Origin of the sequence: Microvirga sp. 17 mud 1-3, from assembly GCF_003151255.1 — a bacterium.
Classification (GTDB): Bacteria; Pseudomonadota; Alphaproteobacteria; order Rhizobiales; family Beijerinckiaceae; genus Microvirga.
Map to the genome: position 1 here is coordinate 1,403,515 of NZ_CP029481.1, position 19,185 is coordinate 1,422,699.

Annotated in this window: 16 protein-coding genes; all 16 read left to right on the forward strand. The window is 67.2% G+C overall.

Annotation, left to right across the window (positions count from 1 at the left end):
* Nucleotides 1–206: 206 nt before the first annotated feature.
* The 16 genes from mraZ (at nt 207) to ftsZ (ending at nt 18,976) form a co-directional block, all read left to right on the forward strand.
* Nucleotides 207–704, forward strand: coding sequence for a division/cell wall cluster transcriptional repressor MraZ (gene mraZ / locus C4E04_RS06525; RefSeq protein ID WP_109596027.1), 498 nt, complete (start codon nt 207–209; stop codon nt 702–704).
* Nucleotides 701–1,750 (forward strand): 16S rRNA (cytosine(1402)-N(4))-methyltransferase RsmH, encoded by a 1,050-nt coding sequence (gene rsmH / locus C4E04_RS06530; protein ID WP_109596028.1) that lies wholly within the window; start codon nt 701–703, stop codon nt 1,748–1,750. Before mraZ ends, rsmH begins: the two co-directional genes overlap by 4 nt.
* A complete protein-coding gene (locus C4E04_RS06535) occupies nt 1,747–2,142 on the forward strand; it encodes a hypothetical protein (protein WP_109596029.1) in 396 nt (131 codons plus the stop codon). Before rsmH ends, C4E04_RS06535 begins: the two co-directional genes overlap by 4 nt.
* 74 nt (nt 2,143–2,216) lie before the next feature.
* Complete coding sequence (locus C4E04_RS06540; RefSeq protein WP_245416299.1) at nt 2,217–3,911, forward strand: penicillin-binding protein 2; 1,695 nt, start codon at nt 2,217–2,219, stop codon at nt 3,909–3,911.
* Complete coding sequence (locus C4E04_RS06545; protein WP_109596031.1) at nt 3,908–5,374, forward strand: UDP-N-acetylmuramoyl-L-alanyl-D-glutamate--2,6-diaminopimelate ligase; 1,467 nt, start codon at nt 3,908–3,910, stop codon at nt 5,372–5,374. The genes C4E04_RS06540 and C4E04_RS06545 overlap by 4 nt, the downstream gene beginning before the upstream one ends.
* The gene (locus C4E04_RS06550; RefSeq protein WP_109596032.1) at nt 5,371–6,804 is read left to right on the forward strand and encodes a UDP-N-acetylmuramoylalanyl-D-glutamyl-2,6-diaminopimelate--D-alanyl-D-alanine ligase; all 1,434 of its coding nucleotides are present in this window, start codon (nt 5,371–5,373) and stop codon (nt 6,802–6,804) included. The genes C4E04_RS06545 and C4E04_RS06550 overlap by 4 nt, the downstream gene beginning before the upstream one ends.
* A gap of 3 nt (nt 6,805–6,807) precedes the next feature.
* A complete protein-coding gene (gene mraY / locus C4E04_RS06555; RefSeq protein WP_109596033.1) occupies nt 6,808–7,893 on the forward strand; it encodes a phospho-N-acetylmuramoyl-pentapeptide-transferase in 1,086 nt (361 codons plus the stop codon).
* Nucleotides 7,894–7,897: 4 nt separating this feature from the next.
* Complete coding sequence (gene murD / locus C4E04_RS06560; RefSeq protein ID WP_109596034.1) at nt 7,898–9,292, forward strand: UDP-N-acetylmuramoyl-L-alanine--D-glutamate ligase; 1,395 nt, start codon at nt 7,898–7,900, stop codon at nt 9,290–9,292.
* 5 nt (nt 9,293–9,297) lie between these two features.
* Entirely contained in the window at nt 9,298–10,446 is a 1,149-nt protein-coding gene (locus C4E04_RS06565) for an FtsW/RodA/SpoVE family cell cycle protein (protein WP_109596035.1), read from the forward strand.
* Nucleotides 10,443–11,561 carry an undecaprenyldiphospho-muramoylpentapeptide beta-N-acetylglucosaminyltransferase gene (gene murG / locus C4E04_RS06570; RefSeq protein ID WP_109596036.1) on the forward strand — a complete coding sequence of 373 codons (1,119 nt, stop codon included), beginning with the start codon at nt 10,443–10,445 and terminating at the stop codon, nt 11,559–11,561. The genes C4E04_RS06565 and murG overlap by 4 nt, the downstream gene beginning before the upstream one ends.
* Nucleotides 11,558–12,973, forward strand: a complete 1,416-nt coding sequence (murC, locus tag C4E04_RS06575) for a UDP-N-acetylmuramate--L-alanine ligase (protein ID WP_109596037.1) — start codon at nt 11,558–11,560, stop codon at nt 12,971–12,973. The genes murG and murC overlap by 4 nt, the downstream gene beginning before the upstream one ends.
* Entirely contained in the window at nt 12,973–13,887 is a 915-nt protein-coding gene (gene murB / locus C4E04_RS06580) for a UDP-N-acetylmuramate dehydrogenase (protein WP_109596038.1), read from the forward strand. The genes murC and murB overlap by 1 nt, the downstream gene beginning before the upstream one ends.
* Before the next feature lie 60 nt (nt 13,888–13,947).
* Nucleotides 13,948–14,871 (forward strand): D-alanine--D-alanine ligase, encoded by a 924-nt coding sequence (locus tag C4E04_RS06585; protein ID WP_109596039.1) that lies wholly within the window; start codon nt 13,948–13,950, stop codon nt 14,869–14,871.
* A complete protein-coding gene (locus C4E04_RS06590; RefSeq protein ID WP_109596040.1) occupies nt 14,838–15,815 on the forward strand; it encodes a cell division protein FtsQ/DivIB in 978 nt (325 codons plus the stop codon). The genes C4E04_RS06585 and C4E04_RS06590 overlap by 34 nt, the downstream gene beginning before the upstream one ends.
* Nucleotides 15,812–17,134 (forward strand): cell division protein FtsA, encoded by a 1,323-nt coding sequence (gene ftsA / locus C4E04_RS06595; protein WP_109596041.1) that lies wholly within the window; start codon nt 15,812–15,814, stop codon nt 17,132–17,134. The genes C4E04_RS06590 and ftsA overlap by 4 nt, the downstream gene beginning before the upstream one ends.
* 105 nt (nt 17,135–17,239) lie before the next feature.
* Nucleotides 17,240–18,976, forward strand: a complete 1,737-nt coding sequence (gene ftsZ, locus C4E04_RS06600) for a cell division protein FtsZ (protein ID WP_109596042.1) — start codon at nt 17,240–17,242, stop codon at nt 18,974–18,976.
* Nucleotides 18,977–19,185: the final 209 nt, after the last annotated feature.

Here is a 19,185-nt window from a genome sequence, read left to right on the forward strand (position 1 = left end):
CGCTCCAGTCCCATTTCGTTGACGCCCATACCCTCCCATGTTATCCCAAATCATCCCGTCGACGATGTCTTCTGAAGGGATGGTCAGGCCCACACAAGGCACTGGCCGCAAGGTTCAGAACGAGGCGTCCACATCGGCGTCGGGGTGCGGTGGATCTCTTCGATCCGCCGGGGGGCTGACAATCAGGAGTGCGCGAGCCGCGGCCCATGAACCGCTTCGTGTCCAATTTCACCAACAAGTTGGATTCGAAGGGTCGGGTCTCGATCCCCGCATCCTTCCGCTCGGTGCTGGCGGCGGATGGGTTCGAGGGGCTCTACGTTCATCCGGCGCTGGATGCGCCGGCATTGGACGCAGGCGGCAACGTGCTCCTGAACGAAATCGATGCGTTTTTGTCGACGCTGTCGCCCTATTCGGACGAGCGGGATCAGCTGTCGACGGCGTTGTTCGGAACCAGCGAAATCCTGAAAGTCGATCCGGAGGGGCGTGTCATCCTGACGGAGACGGTGAAAGTACATGCCGGAATCACGGACGCGGTGACGTTCGTGGGGCTCGGTCACAAGTTCCAGATCTGGGAACCCGAGCGTTTTCGTGCGCATCTGGAGGAGGCGCGCACAAAAATGCGGGACCTGAAAAAGGTTTTAGGCAACCGGGTCATGGAGCAGCGTTCGGTGCAGGACATCTCACCAGGAGTACGGGGGCGATGATGGGACGCGGCGACGGCCCAGGAGCCGGAGCCGCTGGCGGACCGACCCGTCACGTCCCCGTGCTTCTGGCGGAGGTCTGTACAGCGCTGGATGCCGCAAGCAGCGGCACGTATGTCGACGGCACGTTTGGGGCCGGCGGCTATACCCGCGCCATCCTGGATGCGAATTCCAAGAACATCGTTCTTGCCATCGACCGCGATCCCGATGCGATCGCGGGCGGCGAAGCGCTTGTCGCGCGGTACAAGCGTCGGCTCACGCTCGTGCACGGGCGCTTCGGCCAGCTCGACGAGATTGCCCGGGCGCAGGGCCACGAGAGCGTCGACGGTGTCGTGCTCGATATCGGCGTCTCGTCCATGCAGCTCGACGAGGCCGAGCGCGGCTTCTCGTTTCGCGGCGACGGTCCGCTCGACATGCGGATGGAGCGCGAAGGCCCGAGCGCGGCAGATCTCGTAAACGAGTCGTCCGAAGCGGAGCTGGCGGACATCTTCTACCATTACGGCGAGGAACGGCGGTCCCGCGCGGTGGCGCGAGCCATCGTCGAAGCACGCCGCCGGAAGGCCTTCGAGACGACCGGCCAACTTGCGGAACTGGTCGCCTCGCTGATCCGTCAGGAGCCCGGCGGCATTCATCCGGCGACGCGCGTTTTCCAGGGGCTTCGCATTGCGGTCAATGACGAGCTCGGGGAGCTCGTTCGGGCCCTGCACGCGGCGGAGCGCATCCTGAAGCCCGGCGGGCGTCTGGTGGTCGTGACCTTCCATTCCCTCGAAGACCGCATCGTGAAACAATTCTTCGCCACGCGTACAGGGCGCAGCCCAGGCGCATCGCGCCATCTGCCGGGCCTTGCGGCTCCCGAGCCGACATTCGAAGCCATCACCCGGGGCCCGGTGCTGCCTGGCGACGAGGAGACGGCGCGCAATCCGCGTGCGCGTTCGGCGAAGCTGCGTGCCGGATCGCGCACGCAGGCTCCGGCGCAGGAGCCGTTGAGCGCCATCACGATGCTCGCGGAATTGCCGCAGACGGCCGACAAGAGGGGAGGGCGCCGGTGATCCGCCTGCTTCACATCATCGCCATCTCCCTGCTCATTGCGTCGGCAGGGTATGCATACTCGGTCAAGTACGACACGCTGTTCTACGTCGAGCAGGTCGCGAAGCTGAAGAGCAAGGTGCAGCGCGAGCGCGACGCCATCGCGGTGCTCCAGGCCGAGTGGCAATATCTCGACCGTCCCGACCGCCTCCAGGCGGCCGCTGATCAGCATCTCGACCTCCAGCCCCTGAAGATCCAGCAGCTCGCCCGCCTCTCGGATCTGCCGGACAGGCCGGCCCGCGAAGACGAGATCGGCCGCAAGCTGGAGGCCCTTGGGCTGTTCGGGCCGACCTCGACGCCCAAGGACAAGAACGCCGACGCCCGTATCCCGACCACGCAAACCCCGAGACGGTAAAGCCCGTGCTGCAAAAGTTCGATCCGGATCTGATCGGCCAGAACGCCGCACCCCGGCGCGGCGTTCTGGCCCATATGCGTGAACTCTTCCGCCTTCGCGTGGACAAGAGCACCACGCGCGTCGGTTTCACGGCGCTCTGCTTCGCGAGTTTGTTCTGCGTCATCGGCGGGCGCCTCGTCTACCTCGCCATGACGAGCGACGCATCGAGCGAGGTGCGCCGCGCTACCTCCCTCGAAATTTCCGCTGCGCGTCCGGATATCGTCGACCGCAACGGCAATATCCTCGCGACGGACGTGAAGATGGTGTCGGTCTTCGCGGAGCCGCGCAACATCATCGACAAGGACGAGGCCGTCGAGCTGTTGACGGCGGTCCTGCCCGATCTCGACGCTACGGATCTGCGCAACAAGCTCGGAACCAAGAAAGGCTTCGTCTGGGTCAAGCGCGAGATCACGCCGCGCCAGCAGGCGGAGGTGCATCGCCTCGGCATCCCGGGCATCGGCTTCCTGCCGGAGAACAAGCGCGTCTATCCGAACGCGGAGGCGGCCGCTCACGTGCTCGGCTTCGCGAACGTCGACAACGTCGGCATCGCGGGCATCGAAAAATACATCGACAGCCAGGGCCTTCAGGATCTCAACGGCGCGGGCTTCGCCATCTCGGCCGCGGACCTCAAGCCGGTGCAGCTCTCCCTCGACCTGCGGGTGCAGCATGCTTTGCGCGACGAGCTCGCCAAGGGCATGGCGAAGTTCAAGGCCAAGGCCACGGCCGGCGCCATCATGGATGTGAACACGGGCGAGATCATCGCCCTCGTGTCGCTGCCCGATTTCGACCCGAACAACCCCGTCGACGCGCTGGAGGCGGACCGGATCAACCGCGTCAATGTTGGCGTGTTCGAGATGGGTTCCACTTTCAAGGCCCTGACGGTCGCGATGGCGCTCGACTCCGGCAAGTACAACATCAACTCGACCCTCGATGCGCGCTCGGGCCTTCGCTACGGCAAGTTCACCATCGGCGATTACCACGCCACGCGTCGCGTGCTGACGGTGCCCGAGGTCTTCATCCACTCGTCGAACATCGGCACTGCCCGCATGGCCCTCGGCATCGGCGTCGAGGGGCACAAGGCGTTCCTGCGCAAGATGGGCCAGCTCTCGCGGCTCAAGACGGAGCTGCCGGAATCCGCCGAGCCGATCATTCCGCCCCGGTGGGGCGAACTCAACACCATGACGATCGCGTTCGGTCACGGCCTCGCGGTGGCGCCGCTCCAGGCGCTGATGGCCGTGGGTGCGCTGGTAAACGGCGGCATGCTGATCACGCCCACCTTCCTCAAGCGTGACGAGGCGGCGGCGCGCCAGAACGCCCTGCAGGTTCTCAAGCCCGAGACCAGCGAGGCGTTGCGCTACGTGATGCGTCTCAATGCGTCGAACCCGGCGGGCTCCGCCTCCTCGGCGGCCATCGCGGGCTTCTACGTGGGCGGCAAGACCGGCACGGCCGAGAAGGTCATCAACGGCCGCTATTCGAAGAACAAGAACTTCACCACCTTCACGGCCATCGTGCCCTCGGACAAGCCGAAATACGTCTTCCTGACGATCATGGATGAGCCTCAGGCAGTGGAAGGCACTTATGGCTTCTCCACGGCAGGGTGGAACGCCGGCCCGGTGACCGGAAACATCATCGAGCGCGTGGCGCCGTTGCTCGGCGTGCCGCCGCGCTTCGAGCCGCCGGTCAATCCCTTCCCGCTCATGACGCGCCTCGGCGCCTGGGGCACCAAATGACGAAACCGACGACCCTCGGCGATCTTCAGCCTGAAGCGCAAGCCGGTGAGGCAGCCGCGCGTCCCGTCTCCGGAATCGCGTCCGACAGCCGGAAGGTGAAGCAGGGTTTTGTTTTCTTCGCCGTGCCGGGCACGAAGGCGGACGGGATGAGCTTCGTCCCCCAGGCCGCAGCCGCAGGCGCCGTTGCCGTCGTCGGCGAGGCGGAGCGGCCCGCGGACCTGCCGGCAGATATCGCCTTCCTGCGCGTACCTGACGTGCGCCGCGCCCTGTCGACGGCCGCCTCCCGTTTCTTCCCGCTGCAGCCCGAAAAGATCGTCGCTGTCACCGGGACGAGCGGCAAGAGCTCGGTCGCCGATTTCGTTCGCCAGCTTTTCGCCGTGCTCGGGCACAAATCCGCGAGCCTCGGCACCCTCGGGGTCATCACGTCGGACGGTGCCGCCTACGGCTCGCTGACCACGCCGGACCCGATCTCGCTCCACGAGACCCTCGACCGGCTGGCACGGGACGGGGTCACGCGGCTCGCCATGGAGGCGTCCTCCCACGGCATCGACCAGAGGCGGCTCGACGGGGTTCGCCTGGATGCGGCCGGCTTCACCAATCTCGGCCGCGATCACCTCGATTATCACGGCACGACGGAGGCCTATGCGGCCGCGAAACTGCGCCTCTTCGATACGCTTCTTCAGCCCGCTGGGCCGGCCATTGTCAACGCGGACGGGCCCTTCGCGGACGTGTTCATGGAGGGCATCCGACGCGCCGGGCGGACGCTCCTGACGACGGGTTCCGCCGGCACGACCCTGCGCCTCGTCGCATCGGAGACGGAAGGCTTCGACCAGAGCCTCACCGTGGAGGCCTTCGGCCGGACCTGGCGGACGCGGCTTCCGCTCCTCGGGCGCTTCCAGATCGAGAACGCCCTCGTGGCGGCCGGTCTCGTCCTCGCGGTCGAGGGTGAGGACAAGGCCGGGGCGGTGCTGGAAGGGTTTGCCCGCCTCAAGGGCGTCCCGGGCCGCCTGGAGCGGGTCGGCGAAGTCGATGGTGCCCTGTGCATCGTGGATTATGCCCACAAGCCGGATGCGCTCGCCCATGTGCTCGATGCCCTGCGGCCCTTCACGAAGGGGCGGCTCGTCTGCATCGTCGGATGCGGCGGCGACCGGGACCGGGGAAAGCGGCCCCTGATGGGTCGCATCGCGATCGAGAAGGCCGATGCGGTCATCGTTACGGACGATAATCCTCGCTCGGAGGATCCGGCGGCGATCCGCGCCGAGGTCATGCAGGGCGCGCCCGGCGCAACCGAGATCGGCGACCGGGCCGAGGCCATCCGAACGGCCGTAAGGGGCCTTCAAAGCGGCGATGTGCTGGTCGTGGCGGGCAAAGGCCATGAAACGGGCCAAATCATCGGCGACCGGACCCTGCCGTTCTCGGACCACGACGAAGTCCGGGCGGCCATTGCGGAGAGGCAGGGATGACCACCCCCTTATGGACCCTTGAGGAAATCGCCACGGTGACCGGCGGTCGGATCGGCGCGGGCGTCGTGCCGGCCTCCGGCGCCTCCATCGACACGCGCACTCTTGCGCCGGGCGATCTCTATTTCGCCATCAGAGGCGACGTGCATGACGGGCACGATTTCGTGCCGGCCGCCCTGGAAAAGGGCGCCTCTGCGGCCGTGGTGTCCGACGAGAAGGCTGCCGCCTTCAAGGATTCCGGCCGGCTTGTGGTGGTGCCGGACGTGCTGGAGGCCATGCGCCGCCTTGGGCGCGCCGCTCGTGCGCGCAGCCAAGCCAAGATTGTCGCCATCACAGGATCGGTCGGCAAGACCGGGACCAAGGAGGCCCTGCGCCTCGCCCTCGCCCGGCAGGGCGCGACCCATGCGTCGGTCGCCTCCTACAACAACCATTGGGGCGTCCCGCTGACGCTCGCCCGGATGCCGCGCGAGAGCGAATTCGGCGTCTTCGAGATCGGCATGAACCATGCGGAGGAAATTCTTCCGCTGACCGCCATGGTGCGCCCCCACGTGGCGGTCGTCACCACGATCGAGCCTGTCCATATCGAGTTCTTCCGCTCCATCTGGGGTATCGCCGACGCCAAGGGCGAGATCTTCTCAGGACTAGAGCCCGGCGGGACGGCGGTCCTGAACCGGGACAATCCTTATTTCGAGCGCCTGCGCGCCCATGCGCTCGCGTCTCCGGCCGGGCGCATCCTCACCTTCGGCGAGACCGAGGGGGCGGATATCCGGGCCGAACGGATCGTCGTGAAGCCCGATCTCTCGGTCGTCGAGGCGCGGGTCTTCGGCCAGCCTCTGACCTATCGGATCGGGATGCCGGGGCGGCACATCGCCCTCAATTCCCTCAGTGTCCTCGCGGCCGCCCATGCGCTCGGCGCGGACCTTGCCCTGACGGCGCTCGCCTTCTCGGACCTCAAGCCCCCGGTGGGCCGCGGCGAGCGGACCATGCTATCCCTGAGAGACGGGGAGGCGCTTCTCATCGACGAGAGCTACAACGCCAACCCGGCTTCCATGCGGGCGGCGCTCGCCAATCTCGGCGCGGTGGAGCTTGCGCGCCACGGGCGCCGCATCGCGGTCCTCGGCGACATGAAGGAGCTGGGGGAGGAGGGGCCCGCCCTCCATGAGGGACTGGTCGAGGCCGTCGAGGCTGGCCGGGTCGACCGTCTCTATGCGGCCGGCGCCCTGATGGGGCATCTGGTGGAAAAACTCCCGAAGGCCAAGGTGATCGCCCATGCGCCGAGCTCGACCGAGCTTGTCGAGGCCGTGTGCGCCGATCTGCGTCCGGGGGACGCCGTGATGGTCAAAGGGTCGCTGAGCATGAAGATGGCTTTGGTTGTCAAAGCTTTGAAAGAACGTTACGGCGCTGGCCAGACGAGCCAAGCGCTGAAAGGATAATCGATGTTGACCTGGTTGGCTGAGTTCAGCCCCTATTTCAGCCCCCTCAATATTTTCCGCTACATTACATTTCGCACCGGCGGCGCCACCGCGACGGGGCTTCTCTTCGTGTTCCTGTTCGGGCCCGGAATGATCGCCCTCCTGCGCATGCGCCAGGGCAAGGGCCAGCCGATCCGCGAGGACGGGCCGCAATCCCACCTCCTGACGAAGCGCGGTACGCCCACCATGGGCGGTCTCATGATCATGGCCGGCGTGCTGGTCTCGACCCTGCTTTGGGCCAACCTCGCCAATCATTATGTCTGGGTCGTGCTCTTCGTCACCGTCGGCTTCGGCGCCATCGGCTTCTACGACGATTACCTCAAGGTGACGAAGCAGTCCCACAAGGGCTTCTCGGGCCGCTCGCGGCTTGCCATCGAGGCGCTGATCGCAGCGGCCGCCTGTCTCGCCATCTCGTACATGGCGACCCCCGGCCTCGCCAACAAGCTGGCGCTGCCCTTCTCCAAGGAACTGATCCTCAATCTGGGGTGGTTCTACATCATCTTCGGCGGCTTCGTGATCGTGGGCGCCGGCAACGCGGTCAACATCACGGACGGTCTCGACGGCCTCGCCATTGTGCCCGTGATGATCGCGGCCGGTACCTTCGGGTTCATCGCCTACCTGGCCGGCAACGCCGTCTTCGCCAATTACCTGCAGATCCACTTCGTGCCCGGCACCGGTGAGCTTGCGGTCATCTGCGGCGCCCTCATCGGCGCAGGCCTCGGCTTTTTATGGTTCAACGCGCCGCCGGCGCAGATCTTCATGGGCGACACGGGCTCACTCGCCCTCGGCGGGCTTCTCGGCACCATCGCGGTCGCGACCAAGCACGAGATCGTGCTCGCCATCGTGGGCGGCCTCTTCGTGCTCGAGATCATGTCCGTGATCATCCAGGTCACGTCCTTTAAGCTCACGGGCAAGCGCGTGTTCAAGATGGCGCCGATCCACCACCATTTCGAGCAGCTCGGCTGGACCGAGCCGCAGGTGGTGATCCGGTTCTGGATCGTCTCCGTCGTGCTGGCCCTCGTCGGGCTCGCGACCCTCAAGCTGCGGTGAGCGCATGATCCCGGTCACCACCTTCGCGGGACAATCGGTTGCGCTCTTCGGCCTCGGCGGGTCGGGGCTCGTGACGGCGCTTGCCCTGAAGGAGGGCGGAGCGCGGGTCGTCGCCTGCGACGACAACCCCGCCAAGATGGCGGAGGCGCAGGCCAGGGGCATCGAGACCGCCGACTTGCGGGAGGCAGACTGGTCGCGCTTCTCCGCCCTCATACTGTCGCCGGGCGTGCCGTTGACCCATCCGGAGCCGCATTGGTCCGTGCGGCTCGCGGAAGAAGCCGGCATCGAGATCGTGGGCGATATCGAGCTCTTTTGCCGGGAGCGCGCGAAGGTGGCGCCAAATGCGCCATTCGTGGCGATCACCGGGACCAACGGCAAGTCCACCACCACGGCGCTCGTGGCGCATATCCTGCGCCAGGCCGGCCGCGACGTGCAGATGGGCGGCAATATCGGCACGGCGATCCTCTCCCTCGAACCGCCTGCGGGCAACGGCATCCACGTGGTCGAGTGCTCCTCCTTCCAGATCGACCTCGCGCCCTCGCTGGCGCCGAGCATCGGCGTGCTCCTCAACATCTCGCCCGACCATCTCGACCGGCACGGCACGATGGAGAACTACGCTGCCATCAAGGAGCGGCTGGTCGCGAAGGCGAAGACCGCGGTCATCGGCATCGACGACGATCTCAGCCGCGCCATTGCGAAAGCTTGCGCTGCGCGAGGCGTCAGGGTCGTGCCCGTATCGGCCGGAAGCACTGGCAACGAGGGCGTCTTCGCCGAGGGGGCGCGGCTGTTCCGGGGGGCGCCCGACGGCCCCATTCCGGTGGCGGACCTCGACGGCATCCACTCCCTGCGCGGCGCCCACAATGCCCAGAATGCCGCCGCGGCGGTCGCCATTGCCCAGGCGCTGGGCATGTCCGAGGACGAAATCCGGTCCGGTCTCAGGAGCTTCCCGGGATTGCCTCACCGGATGGAAGAGATCGGCCGCATCGGCGCGGCCCTGTTCATCAACGACTCGAAGGCCACCAACGCGGATTCCACCGAGAAAGCCCTCAAGTCCTTCGACAACATCCTCTGGATCCTCGGCGGCAAGCCGAAGGAGGGCGGGATCGAGCCCTTGCGCCCGTACTTCCCAAAGATCCGCAAGGCCTATCTGATCGGCGCCGCCTCCGACGCATTCTCCGAAACGCTGGGGGAGGGCGTGCCGCATGAGCGTGCCGAGACCCTCGACCGGGCCGTGGCGCATGCCGCGCAGGACGCCGCTGCTCTCAGCGCCCCGGCTGTCGTGCTGCTGTCGCCAGCCTGCGCGTCATACGACCAGTATCCGAATTACGAGGTGCGCGGGGACCATTTCCGCGAACTCGTCAAAGCACTGCCCGGCATCAACCCCACGATGGGAGCTTAGACGTCATGGTGTCACGCGCGGAACGTTCGGCCTTCGGCGATTGGTGGTGGACCGTCGACCGGCTGCTCCTGGCCGCACTGGCGATCCTCTCGCTCGCCGGTCTCGTGTTCCTCATGGCGGGCGGCCCGCCCGTGGCGGAGCGGCTTGGCCTGTCGACCTTCCACTTTGTGAACCGGCAAGTCCTCTTCCTCGTTCCGGCCCTCGCGATCCTGCTGCCGGTCTCGTTCCTGTCCCTCCGCCATGTGCGGCGGCTTGCGCTCCTCGTCTATTTCACCGGCATGGCGCTCATCCTCCTGGCCTTCCAGTTCGGCCCGGAAATCAAGGGCGCCCATCGCTGGATCATGATCGGGCCGCTCGGCATCCAGCCTTCCGAATTCGTGAAGCCCGCCTTCGTGATCCTGGCCGCCTGGGCCTTCTCTGAAGGCGCCAAGCGCAAGGACATGCCGGGCGCGCTGCTCGCCTTCCTGATCCTTCCGGCCACCATCGTGCCCCTGATCCTCCAGCCGGATTTCGGCCAGACCATGCTGATCACCGCCGTGTGGTGCGGCCTGTTCTTCGTGGCCGGCCTGCACTGGTTCTGGGTGATGGGCCTCGGCGGCGCGGGCCTGGTCGGCGTCGTGGCGGCCTATGAGTTCCTGCCGCACGTGCGCGCCCGCATCGAGCGCTTCATGGACAAGTCCTCCGGCGACACCTTCCAGGTCGACATGGCGATGGAATCCTTCTCCCGCGGCGGCTGGCTCGGGCGCGGCCCGGGCGAGGGCTCGGTGAAGCGCATCCTGCCCGACGCCCATACGGACTTCATCTTCGCCGTCACGGCCGAGGAATTCGGCATCGTGGTCTGCATCGGCCTGCTGCTCCTCTTCGCCTTCATCGTCCTGCGCGGCCTGACGCTTGCCCGCCGCAACGAGGATACGTTCTGCCGCCTTGCGGCTACCGGCCTCGTCATGATGTTCGGCCTTCAGGCTGCCATCAACATGATGGTGAACGTCCACCTCATGCCCGCCAAGGGCATGACGCTGCCGTTCATCTCCTATGGCGGTTCGTCCCTGCTGTCGCTGGCGCTCAGCATGGGCTTCCTCATCGCCCTCACGCGGCGCCGCCCGCGCGCCGAGACCATGGACTACTTCACGCAAGGCTCGGCGGCGCGTTCATGACGGGGCCCCTCATCCTCCTCACGGCAGGCGGCACGGGCGGCCATCTCTTTCCGGCCGAGGCCCTGGCCAATGCCCTGAAGGCTTCCGGCGCGCGGGTGGTCCTGGCGACCGACAAGCGCGCCAATGCCTATGCGGGCTCCTTTCCGGCCGACGAGATCGTGGAAGTGCCCTCCGCCACGCCTTCGGGGCGCTCGCCGCTGCAGATGGCGAAGGCCGCCCTTGTGCTCGGGCGCGGGACGCTTGCGTCCATGCGGACCATCCGGCGGCTGAAGCCCGCCGTCGTAGTGGGCTTCGGCGGCTATCCGACGGTTCCGCCAGTCCTGGCAGCCTCGTTCCTCGGCGTGCCAACGGTGATCCATGAGGCCAATGCGGTCATGGGGCGCGCCAATCGGCTGCTGGCCCGTCGTGCGACGCTAATCGCGACCGGGTTCGAGGCCATCAAGGGTGTGCCGGCCGGCGTTCCTGGCAGGACGGTCCATACGGGCAACCCGGTGCGGCCTGCGGTGCTCGACGCCGCGAAGGCCGGCTATCCGCCTCTCCCGGCCGACGGCATGTTGCGACTTCTCGTGGTCGGCGGCAGCCAGGGCGCGCGCGTCATGAGCGACGTGGTCCCGCCGGCGATCGAGCGCCTGCCTCCCGAATTGCGCGCGCGCGTCAGCGTGTGCCAGCAGGCCCGCGGCGAGGATCTGGAGCGCGTCCGGGCCCATTATGGGCGACTCGGCCTCCCGTTCGAGGCGGAGCCCTTCTTCAAGGACTTGCCGCAGCGCATGGCCGCGGCCCATCTGGTCGTCGCCCGCTCCGGGGCATCGACCGTGGCGGAACTTGCGGTCATCGGACGGCCCTCGATCCTCGTGCCGCTGCCGGGCGCCCTCGACCAGGACCAGGCGGCCAATGCCCGGACCCTCGGAGACCGGGGCGCCGCCATCGTTCTGCCGCAGACTGACTTCACCCCCGAGCGGCTGGCGCAGGAGATCACCACCTTCCTGCGGGAGCCAGACCGCTTGACGCGGGCCGCCGCTGCCGCAAATAGCGCCAGCATCACGAATGCGGCCGAGCGTCTCGCCCAGGCCGTGCTCCAACTCGCCTCATCCGCCAAGAAGGATAAAAACCCATGAAGCTGCCGCCGAAACTCGGACCCATTCATTTCATCGGCATCGGCGGCATCGGCATGTCGGGCATCGCCGAGGTAATGCACAATCTCGGCTACACGGTGCAGGGCTCGGACGCGGCCGACAACTACAATGTCCGGCGCCTCGCCGAGAAGGGCATCAAGACCTTCATCGGCCACAAGGCCGAAAACGTGGACGGCGCCGAGATCGTGGTCGTGTCGACGGCGATCAAGCGCGACAACCCGGAGCTCACCACCGCCCGCGAGAAGCGCCTGCCGGTCGTGCGCCGCGCCGAGATGCTGGCGGAGCTGATGCGCTTCAAGTCCTGCGTGGCGGTTGCCGGCACCCACGGCAAGACCACCACCACCTCCCTCGTCGCGACCCTGCTCGATGCGGGCGGCCTCGATCCCACGGTCATCAACGGCGGCATCATCAACGCCTACGGCACCAATGCCCGCATGGGCGAGGGGCAGTGGATGGTCGTGGAGGCGGACGAGTCCGACGGCACCTTCCTCAAGCTCCCGGCCGACGTTGCCATCGTGACTAATATCGACGCGGAGCATCTCGATCATTTCGGCAATTACGACGCCATCAAGGACGCGTTCCGCTCCTTCATCGACTCGATCCCGTTCTACGGCTTCGCGGTGATGTGCATCGACCATCCGACCGTGCAGGACCTCGTCGGGCGCATCGAGGACCGGCGCATCATCACCTATGGCGAGAACCCGCAGTCCGACGTGCGCCTGATGGACGTGGACACGCGGGGAGGGCAGACCCGCTTCCGCGTGATGATCCGCGACCGCCGCCCGGGCTTCCGCCTCGAACTCGAGGATCTCGTCCTGCCTATGCCGGGCGCGCACAATGCGCTGAACGCCACGGCGGCCATCGCGGTCGCGCACGAGCTCGGCGTCTCGCCCGATTCCATCCGCAAGGCGCTTGCGGGCTTCGGCGGCGTCAAACGGCGCTTCACCCGCACGGGCGAGTGGAACGGCGTCACGATCTTCGACGATTATGGCCACCATCCCATCGAGATCGCAGCCGTCCTCAAGGCTGCCCGCGCCTCGACGGATGGGCAGGTCATCGCGGTCGTGCAGCCCCATCGCTACACGCGCCTGTCCTCCCTGTTCGACCAGTTCTGCACGTGCTTCAACGATGCGGATTCGGTGATCGTCGCGCCGGTCTATGCGGCAGGCGAGCAGCCGATCCCCGGCGCCGACCGGGACGGTCTGGTGTCCGGCCTCAAGACGCGCGGCCATCGCAACGTGATGGGCCTCGAGAAGTCCGAGGATCTGGCTGGCCTGATCAAGGGCATCGCCAAGCCGGGCGACTACGTGATCTGCCTGGGAGCCGGCAACATCACCCAATGGGCCTATGCCCTGCCGGGTGAACTCGAGGCGCTGGGCGAGAAGGCGGCCTGATGTTCGCGGACATCACGCCCGAACTGAAATCAGCCATGCCGGACCTGCGGGGGAAGCTGGAGGCCAATGCGCCGACCGCGCCTCTCTCCTGGTTCCGCACGGGTGGGCCAGCGCAGGTGCTCTTCACACCGGCCGACGAAGAGGATCTTGCCTATTTCCTCTCCCGTCTCGACCGGCAGGTGCCTGTCCTCGTGGTCGGCCTCGGCTCGAACATGCTCATTCGCGACGGCGGCTGGGAAGGCGTGGTGATCCGCCTCGGCAAGGGATTTGCCGAGATCGCCGTGGACGGAAACCGCCGGATTCGCGCTGGTGCGGCCGCGCCCGACGTGAAGGTGGCGCGTGTGGCCGCGGAGGCGGGCATCGCGGGTCTCTCCTTTCTCCGCGGAATCCCGGGCACCATCGGCGGCGCGCTGCGCATGAACGGCGGCGCCTATGGGGGCGAGACCAAGGACGTCCTCGTCGAGGCGAGGGGCCTGACCCGTTCGGGCGAGAAGGTCGCCTACACGAATGACCAGATGGGTTTCACCTATCGACACTCTGCCGTGCCGGACGATGTGATCTTCACCGAGGCCCTTTTCGAAGGCCGTCCCGGCGATCCCGAGGCCATCTTAGCCGAGATGAACACGATCACCGAGGCGCGCTCGTCCACGCAGCCGGTCAATACCCGTACGGGCGGCTCGACCTTCAAGAATCCCGACGGCCGCAAGGCCTGGGAGCTGATCGATGCCGCCGGCTGCCGGGGGCTGCGCATGGGCGACGCGCAGGTCTCGGAGATGCACTGCAACTTCCTGGTCAATCACGGCGCCGCCACGGCCACCGAGATCGAGGCGCTGGGCGAGGAGGTGCGCCGCCGGGTGCGCGAGGCCTCCGGAATCACGCTGGAGTGGGAGATCAAGCGCGTCGGGCATACCTGACGCGCCCACGAATCACTGTTAGGGCCCGGCGGAAGGCCATGGGTCCCAAGGGAGCAGATCATGGCCAAGCACGTTGCCGTCCTCCATGGCGGCTGGTCCGCAGAGCGCGAAGTCAGCCTGGCGTCGGGCCGCGCCTGTGCCCGGGCGCTGGAAGAGCGTGGCTACAAGATCACGCCCATCGACGTGCAGCCCGACATCGCCACCGTTCTCCAGGCGACGGCGCCGGACGTGGTCTTCAACGCCCTGCACGGCCGGGTGGGCGAGGACGGCACGATCCAGGGCCTCCTCGAAATCCTGCGCATCCCCTACACCCATTCGGGCGTCCTCGCCTCGGCGCTCGCCATGCAGAAGGACCGGGCCAAGACGGTCATGCAGGCGGCCGGGGTTCCGGTCCCGCGCGGCGTGGTCGTTAACCGTTTGGACGCGGCCAGGGCCCATGTGCTGCCCGCGCCCTACGTGATCAAACCGGTCAGCGAGGGCTCGTCCGTGGGCGTCATCATCGTGCGCGAGGAGCGCAGCCATCCGCCCCAGGAGCTGCTTCGGGAAGATTGGGCCTTCGGTGAGCAAGTCCTTGTGGAATCGTATGTTGCGGGCCGGGAGCTGACCTGCGCTGTCATGGGCGACCAGGCGCTGGGCGTCATCGAGATCAAGCCCGCCACGGGCGTGTTCTACGACTATGACGCAAAGTACGTGAAGGGAGGCTCCATTCACGTCCTCCCGGCAGAAATTAAACCGAATATTTACCAAAAGGTCCAAGAGTTGGCGTTAACGGCGCATCAAGCGCTCGGCTGTCGGGGAATCAGCCGCGCCGACTTACGGTATGACGACACGCCCGGTGGAACGGGTGAACTCGTTGTTCTTGAGGTCAATACGCAACCCGGCATGACCGAGACGAGCTTGGTGCCAGAACTGGCAGCCCATGCGGGCTATTCGTTTGGCGAGCTTGTGCAATGGATGGTGGAGGACGCTACCTGCAACCGATGACGGCCCACCGGGCCGGCGCTCCGGTTGCGCGCGCGACTGCCGAGCCCCGCCGGTCCGTCACACCGCGATTCGGTCTCATCCAGCGTTTCCGCCCCACCCGCAGCGTCCGCCGCCGTGGCGCCGGCATCCCGATCGAGAAGCGCATTCCGCGTCATCTCGGAACGTTCCTGGCCTTGGGATTCTTCGGGGCCGTCGCCGTCACGGGCCTCTGGCAGGGCGGCCATCTCGACGATTTCATCCGCCAGAACGGCCAGCCGCACCATGCCCTGGCCCGCATGCTCGGCCTCGGCCTGGAGCAGGTCACCATCTCGGGCATCGCGCAGATGCGTGAGTCGGAGGTCCTCGCGGCCGCCGGGCTCGACGCGAAGCTGTCCCTGGCCTTCCTCAATGTGAACGACGTGCGCGAGCGCCTCGAGCGCGTGCCGATGATCAAGAGCGCAACCGTGCGCAAGCTCTATCCGAACGAGCTCGTCATCGGCCTCACGGAGCGCGAGCCCGCGGCGATCTGGCAGCTGAAGGGCGAATTGTTCGTCATCGCGGCCGACGGCACCGTCATCGACCTGATGCAGGACGCGCAATATGCCGACCTGCCCTTCGTCGTGGGCGAGGAGGCCAATGCCCGCAGCAAGGATTACATCGCGCTCCTCGAAGCCGCCGGTCCCCTCAAGAACCGGATCCGCGCCGGGATGCTGGTCGCGGGGCGGCGCTGGAACCTCAAGATGGACAACGGCATGGACGTGAGCCTGCCGGAGCTCGGGGCCGCCGATGCGCTGGCGCGGCTCGTGAAGCTCGAGCGCGAGCAGCGGATCCTTGAGAAGGACGTGCTGGCCGTCGACCTGCGAATGGCCGACCGGGTCATCGTCCGCCTGACGGAGGAAGCGGCCTCGGCACGGGCCGATGCCTTGAAGAAGAAGCCGGTGCGCGGCAAGGGAGTGGAAACATGAGTCGCTCGGGTCATGGTCTGACGCCGCGCATGAAGCCTTTGTCCGCGCGCAAGAGTGCCATCCTGTCGGTTCTCGATATCGGGACGAGCAAGGTGGTGTGCATCGTGGCGGAGCTGAAGCCCGCCGACGAGATCGAGTCGCTGCGCAGCCGCACCCATGTGGCGCGCATCCTCGGCATCGGCCATCAGCGCTCCGTCGGCCTCAAGGGCGGCGTGATCGTCGACCTGGAGGCCGCCGAGACGTCGATCCGCCAGGCGGTCCACGCGGCCGAGCGGATGGCGAAGGTCGAGATCCAGTCCGTCATCGTGAACCTCACGGGCGGCCGGCTCGGCTCCGAACATTTCGAGGCGCATGTCCCCGTCCGCGGCGCGGTCGGCCCGGGCGACGTGCACCGGGTGCTCGACATCGCCAGCAGCCATGATTCGCGGCGGGGCAGGGCGGTCCTGCATGCCTTGCCGACGGGCTTCTCGCTCGATGCGCAGAACCACATCGTCGACCCGGCCGGCATGATCGGCGAGCGCCTGGGCGTCGACCTGCACGTGGTTACGTCCGAGGCAGCGGCCGCCCGCAACCTGATGCTGGCGGTCGAGCGCTGCCATCTCGGCGTCGAAGCCGTGATCGCCACGCCCTACGCGGCCGGCCTTTCGGCCCTCGTGGACGACGAGGCTGACATGGGCTGCGCCGTGGTCGACATGGGCGGCGGCACCACGAGCGTCGGCATCTTCATGAACGGGCACCTGGTGCATGCCGACGCCATCGCGGTCGGCGGCCACCACGTGACCATGGATATCGCTCGCGGCCTGACGACGCGCGTGTCCGCCGCGGAGCGCCTCAAGACGCTCTACGGCTCGGCCATCACGTCGAGCGCGGACGACCGTGACATGATCGCGGTCCCGCAGGTCGACGAGGACGAACGCGATGTTCCGAACCATCTGCCGAAGTCGCATCTGGTCAGGATCATCAAGCCGCGGGTCGAGGAGATCCTCGAACTCGTCCGCGACCGGCTGAAAGCGGCGGGCTTCGCCGCGCAGGCCGGTCGGCGCGTCGTGCTGACGGGTGGCGCGAGCCAGCTCGTCGGCCTTCCGGAAACGGCGCGACGCATCCTTCAGGGACAGGTCCGCGTCGGGCGCCCGCTCGGCATCAAGGGGCTGCCCGAAGCCGCCAAGGGTCCCGCCTTTTCCGCGGTGGTCGGCCTGCTGGTTTATCCGCAGGTGGCGCATATCGAGTATTTCGAGCCGCGCTCCGGCGGCTTGTTCCAGGGTACGGGAACCGACGGCTACATCTCCCGGGTGGGCCGCTGGATTCGCGAGAGTTTTTAATGCGTAGGGCGATGGCGCGGCGGCCATGGCCCAGAGTTCAAGTCAACCAAGGGTAAGCGTCGGCCGAACGCTGTCGGTACAAAGGCCAAAGAAGGCAAACAGGTCATGGCACTCAATCTGCAAGCTCCGGATATCCGGGAACTCAAGCCGCACATCACGGTCTTCGGCGTCGGTGGCGCCGGTGGCAATGCTGTGAACAACATGATCGAGTCCGGGCTTCAGGGCGTCGAGTTCGTGGTCGCGAACACCGACGCGCAGGCCCTGGCCTCTTCCAAGGCGGACCGCATCGTCCAGATGGGCATCCAGGTGACGGAAGGCCTCGGTGCCGGCTCGCAGCCCGAAGTCGGCCGCGCGGCCGCCGAGGAGGTGATCGACGAGATCCGCGATCAGCTCTCCGGCTCCCACATGGTGTTCATCACGGCCGGCATGGGCGGCGGCACCGGGACCGGCGCGGCGCCGGTCGTGGCCCGCGCGGCCCGCGAGCTCGGCATCCTCACGGTCGGCGTCGTCACGAAGCCGTTCCAGTTCGAGGGCGTTCGCCGCATGCGCCTCGCCGAGGCGGGCATCACCGAGCTGCAGCAGTCGGTCGACACCCTCATCGTCATCCCGAACCAGAACCTCTTCCGTGTCGCAACGGAAAAGACCACCTTCGCGGATGCCTTCGCGATGGCCGACCAGGTGCTCTACTCGGGCGTTGCCTGCATCACCGACCTCATGGTGAAGGAAGGCCTCATCAACCTCGACTTCGCGGACGTCCGCTCGGTCATGCGCGGCATGGGCAAGGCCATGATGGGCACCGGCGAATCCTCCGGCGAGAAGCGCGCCATCCGGGCCGCCGAGGCCGCGATCGCCAACCCGCTCCTCGACGACGTGTCCATGAAGGGCGCCCGCGGCCTGCTGATCTCCATCACGGGCGGCAACGACCTCACGCTCTACGAACTCGACGAAGCCGCGACCCGCATCCGCGAGGAAGTGGACCAGGACGCCAACATCATCCTGGGCGCTACCTTCGACGAGAGCCTGGAAGGAATCATCCGCGTGTCGGTGGTGGCCACCGGCATCGACCAGATCGCCGGCGAGGCGGTGGACCTGTCCTCCACGGAGCAGCGGATTTCGGAAGTGGCCGAGCGACTGCGGGCCGAGGCCCGCGCCCGGGTCGCCCAGACCCAGGCCGTCCCGACCTTTCGCGCCACCGCCACAGCCGAAATGGTGAAGGCGGTTCCGGCTCCTGCCCCGGTCGAGGCTGCGCCCGCGCCGGCTCCCGTTGCGACCGCCCCGATCTATTCCTCCCTGGCGACCCCGTCCGTCGAGCCGGCTCCCCAGCCGGTGGTCCGTGACGACGTGGTCCTCACGCCGACCCAGCCGAAGCAGGCCATGGCCTACGAGGCGCCGGTCGTCGCCGAGCCAGCCTACGAGGAGCCCGTTGCGCCGCAGGGCGCCTTCATCCCGCCGCAGGCCGAGCGCGCCATGCGTCCGGCCCGGATGCCCCGGATCGACGAGCTGCCGATTCCCGCGCAGAACCAGATCCGCGCCAGCCGGGGCGAGGAGGCGCCGCACGACACCAAGCGGATGTCGCTTCTCCAGCGCCTCGCCACGGTGGGCTTTGGCCGCCGGGACGACCATGCGCCGGCCGAGCCCGCTCCGCAGCGGCAGGCTCCCGAGGCGCCGCGCCAGCAGATGTCGCCGGTCCATGCCGAGTATGCCAAGCGGCCCGCCGCTCCCCAGGGCTACCGCCCGGCCCAGGGCCATCCGGAGCAGGCTCCGCGGATGCCCGCGGCCCAGCGCGGCGTCGAGGACGACCAGCTGGAGATCCCGGCCTTCCTCCGCCGCCAGGCGAACTGACGTCACGCAGGCCCTCACGGCCTGTTACGAAACCGAGCCCCCGGCCGTCACGCGGCCGGGGGCTTTTTAATAAAACGTTTACTTTTCAAAGAGTTGCGAATTGTCGAGGTTGTAACACACGGTAAGAAAGCGTGATTTGGCCTAGCCGTGCCCGAGTCCTATCTTGCCGTCAGTTCAAAGCGGGATTCGTTGCAGGCCCGCGCGTTGAG